Genomic DNA, 15,460 nt, shown 5'->3' on the forward strand with positions numbered 1-15,460 from the left:
TTTGCCGAGCGGGCCGTCGAGGACCGCACCGAAAGCTCGGGCGGCCGGGAGTCAGCTGGAAGCGCGATAGCTGTCCGCGGCCTCGCGGTACGCCTCGTTGATCTTGTCCCGTTGATCGTCGGGACCGATCACCTGGACCACGTGGTAGCGGCCGTCGAGGATCATCGCCAGATTACGGACGAAGACGTTCCGGCCATTGGTGTCCTCCCAGGTGTACTGACCCTCGGCCATGACCCGCTGGCCCACCTCGATACGGCGCTGACCGGTCACCCCCGCCCAGGACGAGTCACGGAAGGGCTGGAGCTCACGCTCCTTGTCCTGCTGGTAGACCATCGGGTCGTCGCCACTCGTCTGCACGCTGTCACGGCCCGGAACGATGATGAGGGTGAAGTCGCCGTTGCTGTAGCGGACCTGGCCGATGTCGTTCATCGGACGGCGCTCCCACCCCTTGTTCACGACCACCTGGAAATCCTCGGGGTCCTTGCGCAGGACATAGCCGGCCGGCAGATCGCCCACGCTCGGCGGTGATGTCTGGGGCTGCTGCGAGCGGGGGCTCTTCGTCGGCTTCGCCGGTCCGGAGGTCGGGGTGCGACCCGGGTCGGGGCTCTGTCCGGACGGCGCCGGTTGGGTGGCCTGCGGTCCCGTGGTGCCCTGGGGTGCGGTGCGGTCCTGTTCTTCGGCCTTCGGCATGAAGAACAGGGCGTAGGCGACGGCCCCTGCCAGCAGCAACAGTATGAGCATCAGCAGGGTGCGGCCGAGCGCCCCCGCTCGGCGCCGCTTCTCGCGCGGCTTCTTGTGGCGGTGCCGCCCGTGCACCATCTCCGAGTTGGTACGCCGCCGCCGGACCAGCTCACCGCGCCGGCGGATGACGGGAAGCCTGCTGCTGTCCGGTTTGATGGGCGGCGAGGGAAGCGGTACGACGTCCACTCCGGCCTCGGGCTCGGGCGCCGAGCGCACCAGGGAACGCAGCCAGCCGCGCAGTTCCTCGAAGTCCGGTCGCTCGGTGGGGTCCTGACGCAGCAGAGACTCGACGATCGGACGCAGCGCCCCGCACTCCTCGGCGAAGGCAGGCGGCTCCGAGCAGACGAGCTGCACCAGCTCGGCTGCGTTCTCCTCGGGATACGGGGCGTGGCCCTGGACGCACCGGTAGAGCAGGGCGCCCAGCGCCCAGAGGTCGGTGGCGGGGCCCACCGGGGCCGCCAACTGCCAGTTCTCATGCACCGGGCCGGCCTGCTCGGGGGCCCAGCGCTCGGTCACGGCACCGACGACCGTGATCCTGGCCTGCCGGGCCCGCTCGGCCGCCAAGGGGGTCGCCGGCCCATGGTGAACGGGGACTTCTACGTCGGCCCGGACCTGGTCCCAGCCCACCGGGGTCGGCGGGGCGACGGCGGGGAGGCTCGATTGGCGCTGGGCGTCGGCGCGCATCGCCTCGCCGCCCGCTCCGCCGCGGCCGTCCCAACCGCCCGCCGTCGAGATGGCCGGTGTGCTGGGGGTGCGCGGCGCGGGCAGCGCCCTGAAATCGGCTTCGTCGTCCCGGCCTTGCCCCAGGACTCGATCGCCTTCGGACTGCTGCTCCTGGCCGTGCCCGGTGGACTGATCCGGCGACTGGTCGGGGAGCCGGTCTGCGGACCGGCTCGGCGGCAGTTGCCGAACGCCGTAGGGGTCGCTGTTGCGATGGGGGTTGTGCCGCGGTTCGAATCCGCCGCCTGCGGGCAGCGGCGGCGGGCCGTCCTGCCCGGGGAAGGGTGCGTCCTGCCAGGTACCGGTGAGGCGGAGCCGTCCGGGCCGGTCTGACTCCTGATCGCCCTGATCGCCCTGATTGCCGTGATCGCCGTGATCTTCGACGTCATCGTGCCCGTCGCGCTGGACGGGTTCCCTGGTGAGGTCGCTGGGCTTCCGCGCCCACCAGTCGGGGTCGTGGCCCGTCTGCACCGGAGGGCCGCCAAGGCGCTGGTCCTCCGTGATGCGTGCCGCGGCCTGCGCGCCCGCGCGGTAGGCGGCTATCGCACCGGCGCGGGCGGCCCGTGCGTCGGGCACGCCTGCCGGTGGGTCTTCGCCCGGCCGGGACGCAAAGGGGCGTACCAGGCCGGGTTCGGCAGGTATGCCATAGGGGCTCGGCGGACCCCCACGGCCGTCGTCCGCGGAGTCGTAACGTTCGTACGGGTCGTCGCCGCGATCCGCGGGGCCCACGCCCTGGGACGGGACGAAGCCGCCATACGGATCGGCCTCTTCGCCCGCGCGGTATCCGCCGCGGTCACGCCCGGGGACATCCTCATGGGCATCTTGATGAGCGTCTTCATGTACGTCTTCGTGGGCGGCGTACACCCCGCCGTAGCCGTCGTGCTCGTCGTAACCGTCAGGCTCCGCATGGCCGGCGAGACCCGGATGGCCTTCGTGATCGGCGTCGCGTTCGCCGTACTCGTACTCGCCACCGTCGTCGTACTCGTCGCCACTGCTGTAGTCGTCGCCACCGTCGTACTCGTCGAGCGAGGACTCAAGCGCCTCGGGCTCCGGGAACTCCTGGGGGATCGGCGAGTAGCCGCACAGGGCCTCCTCGGCGGCGCCGGCCGCCAACCCGGTGAGGACGACCCTGCCGTCGTCACAGACCAGGACCGTGCGCACCGTGATGTTCCGATGGGTCCAACCATGGGCGTGCAGCACCATCAGCGCGGTCAGCACGTCGGAGGCGACCTCGGCGGCCCGGTACGGACCCAGTGGACGCTCGGCGAGCAGGGCGGCCAGCGGCCTCGCGGCGACGCGTTCACTCACTATCCACAGCGAACCCGCTTCTGCGAACACGTCGAAGACCTGGTCCAGCCGCGGATGGTCGGGGATCCTGGCCGCGGCCTGCGCAGCTTCGATAGCGCGCGCCACCGAGGGGTCTGTGGCATCGCGCGCAGAGCGCCCGTGGGCTCCGCGTCGGGGGGCGACAGCGGCCATGAGACCGTCGGCGTCGACGACCTCGGCCTCGACGATCTCCGGCAGCGGCACCTGTCGAACGAGTACTTCCTGCCCGCTGTAGGTGTCGAACGCCCTGGTCTCCGCCAGTTCGTACTCGTCCGACGGCGGTAGGGGCAGGCGGTACCGGTCGGCGAGCACCCTGCCCGCGTACTCGTCCATGTCGCCTCCCCGCAAGCCTGCCGCACCGTCTTCGACTGTCTTTCAACGTGCTTCCGGGAGCTGCGGCCAAACCCCGGACCCACTATTTGGTCAATACCCGTCAGTTCCGGTCACTCAACGGCATGGAGCGGCTGCGGACCGTCCGCGCGCTCTCACGATACGTGGCCCGCCTCATTCCTTGGGTGCGAATGTGGCGAACGCCGTCTTACGGAGCGTGTCGCACTCCGCGGCGTCCCATCCGGCCGCTGGACAAGTGATCATGATGGAGTATCCGCGGCGGGCGTCGACCTTGAATCCCCGGTTGAGTATCCGAACCCGCTGCCCTTGCTGCTCGCGCTCGAACTCCCAATCGGCGACCGTCGGATAGCCCTTGTACTCGACGGTCTTTATGCCCCGGTGCACATATCCGTTGCTGGTCGCGCTGACTGCCCGGACCGCGGCGCTCCAGGCGGCTTTGGCGTCGTCCTTGGGGCTGTCGTTGAAGTCCACCTGAAGCCGCGGGAAGCCACCGTTCTCGCTGAATATGGCGCCTGAGTTCTGCCCCGCCGTGCCAGTGCGCTTAAAGCCCTTCGGCATGGCGATGGTGAAGTGGAACTCGTCGTCGGATACCAGGGCGTACCCGGCCGGCAGGCCGTTCCCCGTGGGCAGGGAGGTACTGGGCGTCGTGGACGGTTTGGGATTGCTGCCCTGTCCGGCGCCCGGGCTCTGGTTCGCGCTCTTCGTGGGCTCCTTGCCGTCTTCCTTGCCGTCTTCCTTGCCGCTCTCGCCGCTGGTCCCCGGGGCGCCCGTCTTGGACTCCTGGCCCGTGTTGGCGGACGTGGTCGACTCCGGCTTCGCCTGTGGGTCCTTGTCGTCGTCGGTGCCGTTGATGACGGCGAACACCACGCCGGCGATCACCGCGAGGGCCACCACGATCGCCACGATGACCAGGGTGCGCCGCGGTACGACGTCGGTGATCGCGGCACGACCCGCGGCCCGCTGCACGGGCGGGGTCGATGGCTTGGGTGGCGGCGTCCCCCCGTCCTGCTGCATGGCACTGGCGGCGGTGTCGGGCTCCTTGGCCAGGGCGGCGCCGGACGCTGCGCCCGACGCACCGCGCCGAGGGTCGGCCGCCGGATCCTGCGGGACGACCGGAGGGGGCGGGAGCGGTGGCGGCGCACTGGGGAGAACCATGGCGCGGGTGGCGTCCCGCGGCGGCTCGGGCGCCGGCGGCGGGGCGTACACCACCTTGGTGAGCAGGGCCCGAGCACCGGCGTCGTCCAGGCGCTGTGCCGGATCCTTCGCCAGCAGGCCGTAGATGACCTCTTCCAGCGGGCCCGCGTTCTTCGGCGGGTCGAGCGGCTCGGTCATCACCGCGGTGAGCGTCGCGATCGCCGAGCCCTTGTCGTACGGAGGGCAGCCTTCGACGCTCGCGTAGATCAGTCCGCCGAGCGACCAGAGGTCGGCCGCGGGCCCCGGTCGATGGCCGCGCGCCCGCTCCGGCGAGATGTACGAGGGCGCCCCGACGAGCATGCCGGTGGAGGTGATCGACGGATCGCCCTCGACCTGGGCGATCCCGAAGTCGGTGAGGACAACCCGCCCGTCCTCGGCGATCAGCACGTTGGACGGCTTCACATCGCGGTGCAGGATGCCTTCACGATGGGCGGAGCGCAGGACGTCCAGGATCGCGAGTCCCACTTCGGCGGCGCGATGCGGAGTGAGGGTGCCGTCCTCGCGGATCGCCTCGGCGAGGGACTTGCCCTCCACCAACTCCATCACGATCCAGGGCCGGTCGTCCTCGTCGACGACGTCGAAGACCGTCACGGCGTTGTTGTTGCGGATGCGGGCGATGGCCTTGGCCTCACGCAGCGTCCGGGTGATCAGGCGGCGCTTCTCCTCCTCGTCGATGCTGGTGGGGAAGCGCAGTTCCTTGACGGCGACGGTGCGGTCGAGGGTCTCGTCGACCGCTCGCCAGACCGTGCCCATCCCGCCGCGTCCGAGCACTCCGCCGAGCCGGTACCGGCCGGCGAGCAGTCGTCCTTCGGAGTCCTGGCGCCCTCCGCCCGAGGCGGTGCCCCGCCCGGAGTTGCGGCCGGCGCGATCCGCAGCCGCGGAGGTCCTGCCGGCGGGCTCACCCCGGGCCGCAGACGTGTCCCCGGGGGAGTCCTGCGGGGTGTCCTGGTGGGACGTCACTTCCCTGCCGGATGAGCGGCCTTCGCCCGTGGCGCGGTCCGTCGATCCGTCTCGGGCCGGAGCCTCCCTGTCGGAGGCCGATGCGCGATCGGCGGGCAGCCCCTCGTCGGACGGGTTTGCACCCTTCCCCCCGCTGGAGCGCCCCTCGTCTTCCGCGGATTCCGCGGATTCCGCGGACCCTCCGGTGTCGGGCGCTTCAGCACGGACGGAGGACGGGTAGGTGCCGTCGGCCTGCCGATCGCCCTTTTCCACCGAGATGGATTCGCTGCCGGTCGCCTGCCGGGGCACCCGAGTCGATTCGTCCGAACCGGAGGCGGGCGGCGCGACCTTGTCGCCACCACGGGCTCCGGTCTCGTCCGCCGTGTCCAGCCGGCCTCCGGAGATACCGGATGCCTTCCCTCCGGCCGCGCCACGGCCCGAGGCGACGGCCGACGGAACATCAGTTTCCTGTGGTGCGTCGGCCTTGGGTTCGGTCCTGGCACCCTCCCCCGACGCCGAGTCGGCATCGGCCGACGCTCCCCGCACACCGGAGGTCTTCGTCCCGAGCTTCACACCTGCCTCCGCGCCGGAGCCCTGGCCACTGCGCTCTGGCGACTGCGCCGCCGTACCGGCCTCCCCCGACGCCGCGTCAGCCCGCTCACCGGAACCAGTGTGAGAACGACCCGCATCATCCCGCTGAGAGCTGGACGCCTTGGGCTCCTTCGACTTGTCCCGCTGGGGCTCCCGCGACTGTTCCGCCTCCGACATGCGTCCCCTCTGCGATCCATGATCTTCGCCCGCGCCTGCCGCTCCCGCGCGATGCGGTAACACGCCCTGGCAGAGGCTTCATTGTCCCTCACCCCGGGATCGTCATCTCTCCCGGGTCCGCGGAGCACCGGGCACAACCCCGAAGTCGGGGGCCACCCACAGTGTCAACGCTCGACATGCGGCTCGCGGTTCAGACGGTCACCGCCGCAGGCTCCGCGCGGACCGGGATCGCCAGAGCAACAGGATCACAACGGGGGCGCAATCACAAGGGCACGATGTCGGGTGCGCCCAACCTCGCAGCGTCCGCGGTCAGATCGTCGGGCTGCCGCTGCGACTCGCGTTCCGCTTCGACCCGCTTCTTGTAGTGGGCGACCTCCTTGTCGATCTGCCCCTCGTCCCACCCCAGAACCGATGCCATCAGCCCGGCGCACTCCCGCGCACTGCGCACACCCCGGTCGAAGGTCTCTATCGAGATCCGAGTACGCCGGGTGAGCACATCGTCCAGATGCCTCGCCCCTTCGTGGGAGGCGGCGTAGACGACCTCGGCCCTGAGGTAGTCGTCGGCGCCGGTGAGCGGCTCACCCAGAGAGGGGTCCTCCGCTATCAGCGCCAACACCTCCTCCGTCAGGGAACCGAACCTGTTGAGCAGGTGCTCCACGCGAACCACGTGCAGACCGGTGCGCGCCGCGATCCGGGCGCGGGCGTTCCACAGGGCCGTGTATCCCTCGGCACCGACCAACGGCACATCCTCGGTGACACAGTCGGCGACCCGCTGGTCGAGCCCGTGCACCGCCGCGTCCACCGCGTCCTTCGCCATCACCCGGTAGGTCGTGTACTTCCCACCGGCGACCACGACGAGCCCCGGGACGGGATGGGCGACCGTGTGTTCGCGCGAGAGCTTGCTGGTGGCGTCCGACTCACCGGCGAGCAGCGGCCTCAGCCCCGCGTACACCCCTTGGACGTCGTCGCGTGTCAACGGCACGGCGAGGACCGAGTTGACGTGCTCCAACAGATAGTCGATGTCGGCGCTGGAGGCTGCGGGGTGCGCCTTGTCGAGGTCCCAGTCGGTGTCCGTCGTACCCACTATCCAGTGGCGGCCCCACGGGATGACGAAGAGGACCGACTTCTCCGTGCGCAGGATCAAGCCGGTGGTGGAGTGGATGCGGTCCTTCGGGACCACGAGGTGGATGCCCTTCGACGCCCGTACGTGGAACTGTCCGCGCTCGCCGATCAGGGCCTGGGTGTCGTCCGTCCACACCCCGGTGGCGTTGACGATCTGCTTGGCCCGGATCTCGTACTCGCCGCCCGCCTCCACGTCCTGCACCCGGGCGCCGACGACCCGCTCGCCCTCACGGAGGAAGCCGACCACGCGTGATCGGCTGGCGACCTGCGCCCCGTAGCTCGCGGCTGTGCGCACCAGGGTCTCGACGAAGCGGGCGTCGTCCATCTGGGCGTCGTAGTACTGCAAGGCGCCGACCAGCGCGTCCTTCCGCAGGCAAGGGGCGACCCGCAGGGCGTGGCGGCGCGAGAGATGGCGATGGGTGGGCAGTCCACGGCCGTGGCCCGAGGACACGGACATCGCGTCGTAGAGCGCGACGCCGGATCCGGCGTAGAGCCGCTCCCAGCCCTTGTGCTGCAAGGGGTAGAGGAAGGGCACGGGTTTGACCAGATGGGGGGCAAGTCGCTCCAGCAGCAGGCCCCGCTCCTTGAGTGCCTCACGGACGAGGGCGAAGTCCAGCATCTCCAGATAGCGCAGTCCGCCGTGGATGAGCTTGCTGGAGCGACTCGATGTGCCCGAAGCCCAGTCCCGGGCCTCGACGAGTCCGGTGGAGAGCCCTCTCGTCACCGCGTCCAGTGCAGTGCCCGCGCCGACCACTCCGGCGCCGACCACCAGCACGTCCAGTTCCCGCTCGGCCATGCTGGCGAGCGCCTGAACGCGCTCTTCGGGTCCCAGTCTCGCTGTCTTCACTGCGATGCCTCCCGTCGCCCCCGCGTACCCCTGCCGGGGTCCGTGGCCCCGCTGTCGAACTTCGCTTGGACCGTCTGCCCACGGACCCGCGGTCCATGGGTCTGGCCGGCCAGGCGCAAGCCCGCACGGCCGGGCGTCCGGTGCCCGGACCGGCCGGACCCTTCGACCGGGACCGGCGAGGACCCGGATGGCCCGGGCCTGCGCGGGACCCGTGGTCCATGGGCCCATGAGCGCCGACCGGCCGGGCACAGGTCCCCGCGGTCAGACTCACACCATCGATTCTGTCCGCACTCTCCGACTTCAGCCACCGCCTGTGGATAACACTCACCCACCCACGAGCCCGCAATGCGGCATATCGGTCATATTTACGCCTAGTCTGACATTGCGCACCGCCCGTTTCGCCCACAGGGCTTGCGTCAACGCTCCCCTCCGGCTATGGGAAGGACGGCCAACGCCATGCCCGCAGATCTTGCCGTCATCGGACTCGGACACCACGGCCTACCCCTCGCCCAGGCCGCCGTCACCGCCGGTATCGAAACCATCGGCTACGCCCCCGACCCCCGGCACCTGACCGAACCAGCGGCGGGCCGCACCCCCGCCGACATCCGCAAGATGTTCTCGGGCGGCTTCAGAACCGTCACCGACCCGGCCGAACTCGGTCGCGTACGAACCGCCGCCATCTGCGTGCCCACCCCACCGGACGGCCAGGGCGACCTCGATCTCAGCGCCCTCGGCGACGCGGCGCGCGCCCTCGCCGCCCGGCTCCGCCCCCACACCACGGTGCTGCTCGAATCCGCCGTCCAACCCGGTACGACCGAGACCTTTCTCCGCCCACTCCTGGAAGCGGGCTCCGGCCTACGGGCCGGGCGGGACTTCCACCTCGCCTACTCCCCCGGCCGCACCGACCCCGGCAGCCGGACCCACGACTACACCAACACGCCCAAGGTCATCGGCGGCCTCACCCCCGCCTGCACCGAATCCGCCGCCGCCTTCTACAGCCGGCTCACCGACAAGGTCGTCCGCGCCCGCGGACCACGCGAGGCCGAGACCGTACAGGTCCTGGAGACCAACTTCCGGCACGTCAACATCGCCCTCGTCAACGAGATGGCGGTCCTCTGCCATGAACTCGGCGTCGACCTCTGGGACGTCATCCGCTGCGCCGAGACCAAGCCCTACGGCTTCCTGCCCTTCCGCCCCGGCCCGGGGGTCGGCGGCCACGGCGTCCCCCTGGACCCGGGAACCCTGCCGCACCCCGGTCGACCGCTGCGGATGGTCGGTCTCGCCCGGGAGATCAACACCCGGATGCCGCAGTACGTCAGCCAGCGGTGCGCCACCCTCCTCAACGAGTACGGCAAGTCTGCGCGCGGCGCCCGGGTCCTCCTGCTCGGCGTGACCTACAAACCCGACCTGGGCGACCTCCAGGGCTCCCCCGCCCCCGAGATCGCCCGCCGACTGATGGATCTGGGCGCGTCCGTCAGCTACCACGACCCCTATGTGCAGGACTGGCGGGTGGGAGAGCGCCCCGTACCGCGTGCCGATTCCCTGTACGAGGCCGCGGCAGGAGCCGACCTGACCGTGCTGCTCCAACAGCATCGGACCTATGACCTGCAAGGACTCTCGGTCAAGGCCCAACTGCTCCTCGACACCCGGGGAGCCACCCCGGTGGGCGCCGCACATCGGTTGTAACCCCCGAGCGCATCCCTGAGCGCCCCTGAGCGGACACCGCACGGACGTACGGCGAAGGGCCCGGCACCCCTCCAACGAGGTGCCGGGCCCTTCGTACGACTCAAGCCGTCCACCGCCGGCCCGCCAGGCCACCGATATCGGTTCCGGGAGCCAGCGCCGGTGCCGGGAGTCAGCGCCGGCGCCGGGAGTCAGCGCCGGTGCTGGGAGTCAGCCACCGTCACCTCGACGCGCTGGAACTCCTTGAGTTCGCTGTAGCCCGTGGTCGCCATGGCGCGGCGGAGCGCACCGAAGAAGTTCATCGAGCCGTCGGGGGTGTGCGAGGGGCCGGTGAGGACCTCCTCCGTCGTGCCCACGATGCCCAGGTCCACGAGCTTGCCCCGCGGCACGTCCTCGTGGACGGCTTCCATGCCCCAGTGACGGCCCTTGCCCGGAGCGTCCGTCGCACGGGCCAGCGGGGAACCGATCATCACCGAGTCCGCACCGCACGCGATGGCCTTCGGCAGGTCGCCGGACCAGCCCACTCCGCCGTCGGCGATGACGTGCACATAGCGACCGCCGGACTCGTCCATGTAGTCACGGCGGGCCGCTGCGACATCCGCGACCGCGGTGGCCATCGGCACCTGGATGCCCAGCACGTTGCGCGTGGTGTGCGCGGCTCCACCGCCGAAGCCCACCAGCACACCCGCAGCGCCGGTACGCATCAGATGGAGGGCGGCCGTGTAGGTGGCGCACCCGCCGACGATGACCGGCACGTCCAGTTCATAGATGAACTGCTTGAGGTTGAGCGGCTCGGCGGCCCCCGAAACGTGCTCGGCGGAGACCGTGGTGCCGCGGATGACGAAGATGTCCACACCCGCGTCGACGACGGCCTTGGAGAACTGCGCGGTCCGCTGCGGAGACAGCGCTGCGGCCGTCACCACGCCCGAGTCACGGACTTCCTTGATGCGCTGTCCGATCAGTTCTTCCCTGATCGGGGCCTCGTAGATCTCCTGGAGACGACGGGTCGCGGCCTCGACCGGCAACTCGGCGATCTCGTCGAGGAGCGACTGCGGGTCCTCGTAGCGCGTCCAGAGGCCCTCAAGGTTAAGTACGCCGACGCCTCCCAGCTCACCGATGCGGATCGCGGTGCTCGGAGAGACCACGGAGTCCATGGGAGCGGCAAGGAAGGGCAGCTCAAAGCGGTAGGCATCGATCTGCCAGGCGATCGAGACCTCCTTCGGGTCGCGCGTGCGCCGGCTCGGTACGACGGCGATGTCATCGAATGCGTACGCCCTGCGACCGCGCTTGCCGCGCCCGATCTCGATCTCAGTCACCTTGTGTGGCCTTTCCCTCTACGTCTGCGCCTACCAGTATCCCCGACGCACACCACAGGGGCGGTTCCGGAGCTCGGACAACGCTGGCGGATCTCCGCCAGCGGCCCGGGCCGGAAATCGCCCCTGGGTGCCTACGAGGTTCTGCTGGGCCTACTTCTTGCTGTAGTTCGGTGCTTCGACCGTCATCTGGATGTCGTGCGGGTGGCTCTCCTTGAGCCCCGCCGACGTGATCCGTACGAAGCGGCCGTTGGTCTGGAGCTCGGGCACCGTGCGCCCGCCGACGTAGAACATCGACTGGCGCAGCCCGCCCACCAGTTGGTGGACGACGGCCGACAGCGGACCGCGGTAGGGAACCTGGCCCTCGATGCCCTCGGGCACCAGCTTCTCGTCCGAGGCCACGCCCTCCTGGAAGTAGCGGTCCTTGGAGAAGGAGCGCTGCTCACCACGGGACTGCATCGCACCGAGCGAGCCCATGCCCCGGTAGGACTTGAACTGCTTGCCGTTGATGAACATCAGCTCTCCGGGCGACTCCTCGCAACCCGCGAGCAGCGAGCCGAGCATCACCGTGTCAGCGCCGGCCACCAGGGCCTTGGCGATGTCACCCGAGTACTGGAGGCCGCCGTCGCCGATCACCGGAACACCGGCTTCCTTGGCCGCGAGGGAAGCTTCGTAGATCGCTGTGACCTGGGGAACTCCGATGCCGGCCACCACGCGGGTGGTACAGATCGAGCCCGGTCCCACGCCGACCTTGATGCCGTCCACACCGGCGTCGATGAGCGCCTTGGCGCCGTCGCGGGTGGCGATGTTGCCGCCGATGACGTCCACCCCCGCGGCATTCGACTTGATCTTGGCGACCATGTCGCCGACCAACCGGGAGTGGCCGTGCGCGGTGTCGACGACGATGAAGTCGACACCCGCCTCGATCAGGGCCTGGGCACGCTCGTACGCGTCGCCGGCGACTCCGACGGCCGCGCCCACGAGCAGCCGGCCTTCCTTGTCCTTGGCCGCCATCGGGTACTTCTCGGCCTTGACGAAGTCCTTGACCGTGATCAGGCCCTTGAGGATCCCGACCTCGTCGACGAGCGGCAGCTTCTCGATCTTGTGGCGGCGCAGCAGTTCCATGGCGTCGACACCGGAGATCCCCACCTTGCCGGTCACGAGCGGCATCGGCGTCATGACCTCGCGCACCTGGCGGGTGCGGTCCGACTCGAAGGCCATGTCCCGGTTGGTGACGATGCCCAGCAGCTTGCCGGCGCGGTCCGTCACCGGAACACCGCTGATGCGGAACTTCGCACAGAGGCGGTCCGCATCGGCGAGCGTGGCGTCCGGCAGCACGGTGATGGGGTCGGTCACCATCCCCGACTCGGAACGCTTCACCAGATCGACCTGATTGGCCTGGTCGGCGATGGAGAGATTGCGGTGGAGGACACCCGCGCCGCCCTGCCGTGCCATGGCGATCGCCATGCGGGACTCAGTGACCTTGTCCATCGCCGCGGAGAGCAGCGGGATGTTCACCCGCACGTTCTTCGAGAGATACGAGGCGGTGTCGATCTGGTCCGGGGCCATGTCGGAAGAGCCCGGCAGCAGCAGTACATCGTCGTAGGTCAGCCCGAGTGTCGCGAATTTCTCGGGCACTCCGTCGACGTTGGTCATGACACCTTCCCCAAATGGCCTTGATCGGTGCGGATGTCCATGCTAACGGCCTGAAACGCCGTCCCATTCCACGATCAAGATCGCTCGCCGGCTTTGTGTGTTCGTACGTACGAACGATCTGGTGCGAAGTCATACGCAAAGAGGGCGGTGACGGCTCATTCCGCGGCCGAACCGAAGATCCGGGTGGCGCTGATCACGTTGGCCCCGTGGAAAGCCCTCTGCCCCGGACGGGCGTCCGGGGCAGAGGATTGCGCTGTACGTTTCCGGGGCGGCCGGCCCTACCACTGCCGTGTCCACACCGGGCGGCCATCAAGCCCGGACCGGCCCTACTGCTCCGCCAGGGCCCGCAGTCGACTCAGGGCCCGGTGCTGGGCGACCCGCACCGCACCGGGCGACATTCCGAGCATCTGTCCCGTCTCCTCCGCGGTCAGCCCCACGGCGACCCGAAGCACCACCAGCTCGCGCTGGTTCTCCGGCAGGCTGGCGAGGAGTCTCTTGGCCCACTCCGCATCATCGCTGAGCAGTGCCCTCTCCTCGGGCCCCAGTGAATCGTCGGGACGCTCGGGCATCTCATCAGAAGGAATCGCCGTCGACCCCGGATGTCTCATGGCCGCCCGCTGAAGGTCGGCGACCTTGTGCGAAGCGATGGCGAAGACGAAAGCCTCGAACGGCTTTCCGGTATCTCGATAGCGCGGTAGGGCCATCAACACCGCAACGCAGACCTCCTGAGCGAGGTCTTCCACGAAGTGGCGCGCATCACCTGGCAGCCGGTTGAGCCGGGTGCGGCAGAAGCGCAGCGCGAGCGGATGGACATGTGCGAGTAGATCGTGCGTGGCTTGCTCGTCTCCGTCGACAGCACGGTGAACGAGCGCGCCGATCACCGTGGTCTGGTCGTCACGCATCGGTCCATGGTGCCTTGGTGGCCGCTGATCCGTGGCACCGCGCCCCATGTTGTGCACCGAAGCGTTATGAGCAGGTGCGCTGGAACTCATTGCCTGCGCCCTCCCCTTCCGCTCGCTGGACTCGTCCCCGAGGAACTCCACCCCTCAAGAATGCGGCATCGCGAGGGAAACGGGCGCCCGTGCGGGCCGTTTCCCCGCCCACCGTACGGCGAGCGGGGTAGATCGCACCCCCCGGGCACCCCATGTCCGGTGTCTAACGCACCAGGCCCCAGCGGAATCCGAGCGCGACGGCGTGCGCCCGGTCCGAGGCTCCGAGCTTCTTGAAAAGCCTGCGGGCGTGGGTCTTCACGGTGTCTTCGGAGAGGAACAGCTCCCGGCCGATCTCCGCGTTGGACCGGCCGTGGCTCATACCTTCAAGGACCTGGATCTCCCGCGCGGTGAGCGTGGGTGCGGCGCCCATCTCGGCCGAGCGAAGCCGCCGGGGAGCGAGCCGCCAGGTCGGATCGGCGAGTGCCTGCGTGACCGTGGCTCGCAGTTCGGCGCGCGATGCGTCCTTGTGCAGATAGCCACGGGCTCCGGCGGCGACCGCGAGCGCGACCCCGTCGAGGTCCTCGGCGACCGTGAGCATGATGATCCGGGCGCCGGGATCGGCGGACAACAGACGGCGCACGGTCTCCACACCGCCCAGACCGGGCATCCGTACGTCCATCAGAATCAGGTCCGAGCGGTCCGCGCCCCAGCGGCGGAGGACTTCCTCGCCGTTGGCCGCGGTCGTCACACGCTCGACGCCGGGCACGGTCGCAACCGCGCGGCGGAGCGCCTCTCGGGCAAGCGGGGAGTCGTCGCAGACGAGGACGGAAGTCATGGCCGCCCTCCGCAGCTGATGCGCGTCACCTTGTGCCTCCAGGCTGGGTACGTTTCGTCACCTGTGCGGTTGAACGCACTCGGACATGTGCCCGAGCACCTATTCCTTCAACCGCCTCAGCCCTACCAACGATGGTCACTCGAAAGAGTTACGGGTCCGTCAGCCCTCTTCGGCACTCTATGTGAGGGCCCGCACACAGGGCCGCCCGAACCGCGGGAACGGTTCTCCATTCAAGCGTTATGCCCCATTTAGCGGCGTTTCTTCACTTTAGATGCCCCATGAGGCTATTTTCGTAATGAGTCATATTTACATCTACTTAGATAGTAGATGTACGGTCGTGGGGCATGGTGCGGTGTCGGATACGACTCGTATCCCCCACTCGTGCGCCAACTGACCGACAACTCAGCACGGTTTCAAGGGGCAAGCGCTATGGCAGATTTCTCCCGCCTTCCCGGACCCAACGCCGACCTGTGGGACTGGCAGCTCCTCGCGGCCTGCCGCGGGGTGGACAGTTCGCTCTTCTTCCACCCCGAAGGCGAACGGGGCGCGGCGCGAAGTGCGCGCGAGAACTCGGCGAAAGAGGTGTGCATGAGATGCCCGGTCCGCGCGGAGTGCGCGGCACACGCGCTCGCCGTACGGGAGCCGTACGGCGTCTGGGGCGGGCTCACCGAGGACGAACGCGAAGAGCTCATGGGTCGTGCGCGTCACCGCCTGGTTCCGTCGACCGGAGCGTCTCAGGGTGCGAGCGCCACGGGAAGCACCACCGGAGCAACAGCCGGGGCGTCACGGGGCTGACGCCCGACCCGACCTTCGCAGAAACGTTTCTTCTATGAGGGAGCCGCTTCCTGCCGGGAGCGTGCTCCGCAACGGAGAGACCCGACCGGGGCCGTCATCGCGGCTCCGTGACCCGCGGTGCGCCGGAGCGCACCCGGGCGCCGTGGCTCGACATCGACGGACCGGAGGGGCCCGGTGCGCTCGCACCATCGCGTACCGCTCCACCGCGGAAAGCCGCCCCCACTGAGCCGCGACCCGC

9 protein-coding genes are annotated in these 15,460 nt (G+C 69.5%); 2 read left to right on the forward strand and 7 right to left on the reverse strand.

What is annotated here, in order from left to right:
- Window positions 1–51: 51 nt before the first annotated feature.
- From ACFXJL_RS04345 to ACFXJL_RS04355, 3 genes are all read right to left on the reverse strand, one after another.
- The gene (locus ACFXJL_RS04345; RefSeq protein ID WP_384689032.1) at window positions 52–3,120 is read right to left on the reverse strand and encodes a serine/threonine protein kinase; all 3,069 of its coding nucleotides are present in this window, start codon (window positions 3,118–3,120) and stop codon (window positions 52–54) included.
- A gap of 171 nt (window positions 3,121–3,291) precedes the next feature.
- Window positions 3,292–6,039: a protein kinase gene (locus ACFXJL_RS04350; RefSeq protein ID WP_384689034.1), complete on the reverse strand. Its 2,748-nt coding sequence runs from the start codon at window positions 6,037–6,039 to the stop codon at window positions 3,292–3,294.
- A 262-nt stretch (window positions 6,040–6,301) separates the two neighbouring features.
- Window positions 6,302–8,008 (reverse strand): glycerol-3-phosphate dehydrogenase/oxidase, encoded by a 1,707-nt coding sequence (locus ACFXJL_RS04355; protein ID WP_358876435.1) that lies wholly within the window; start codon window positions 8,006–8,008, stop codon window positions 6,302–6,304.
- 456 nt (window positions 8,009–8,464) lie between these two features.
- Between ACFXJL_RS04355 and ACFXJL_RS04360 the strand changes: the two genes are divergently transcribed.
- Window positions 8,465–9,694 carry a nucleotide sugar dehydrogenase gene (locus tag ACFXJL_RS04360; RefSeq protein ID WP_358876436.1) on the forward strand — a complete coding sequence of 410 codons (1,230 nt, stop codon included), beginning with the start codon at window positions 8,465–8,467 and terminating at the stop codon, window positions 9,692–9,694.
- 188 nt (window positions 9,695–9,882) lie between these two features.
- Here ACFXJL_RS04360 and ACFXJL_RS04365 read toward each other — a convergent pair whose 3' ends face one another.
- The 4 genes from ACFXJL_RS04365 to ACFXJL_RS04380 form a co-directional block, all read right to left on the reverse strand.
- Window positions 9,883–11,007, reverse strand: a complete 1,125-nt coding sequence (locus tag ACFXJL_RS04365) for a GuaB3 family IMP dehydrogenase-related protein (RefSeq protein ID WP_329022296.1) — start codon at window positions 11,005–11,007, stop codon at window positions 9,883–9,885.
- 150 nt (window positions 11,008–11,157) lie between these two features.
- A complete protein-coding gene (guaB, locus tag ACFXJL_RS04370; protein ID WP_358876437.1) occupies window positions 11,158–12,660 on the reverse strand; it encodes an IMP dehydrogenase in 1,503 nt (500 codons plus the stop codon).
- A gap of 326 nt (window positions 12,661–12,986) precedes the next feature.
- Complete coding sequence (locus tag ACFXJL_RS04375; RefSeq protein WP_358876438.1) at window positions 12,987–13,562, reverse strand: sigma-70 family RNA polymerase sigma factor; 576 nt, start codon at window positions 13,560–13,562, stop codon at window positions 12,987–12,989.
- Between the two features lie 253 nt (window positions 13,563–13,815).
- Complete coding sequence (locus tag ACFXJL_RS04380) at window positions 13,816–14,427, reverse strand: response regulator transcription factor (protein ID WP_003948568.1); 612 nt, start codon at window positions 14,425–14,427, stop codon at window positions 13,816–13,818.
- A gap of 429 nt (window positions 14,428–14,856) precedes the next feature.
- On the opposite strand from ACFXJL_RS04380, the gene ACFXJL_RS04385 reads away from it, so the two are divergent.
- Window positions 14,857–15,222: a WhiB family transcriptional regulator gene (locus ACFXJL_RS04385; RefSeq protein ID WP_384689040.1), complete on the forward strand. Its 366-nt coding sequence runs from the start codon at window positions 14,857–14,859 to the stop codon at window positions 15,220–15,222.
- The last annotated feature ends 238 nt before the right edge of the window (window positions 15,223–15,460 follow it).

Source organism: Streptomyces sp. NPDC059256 (assembly GCF_042753785.1).
Taxonomy (GTDB): Bacteria; Actinomycetota; Actinomycetes; order Streptomycetales; family Streptomycetaceae; genus Streptomyces.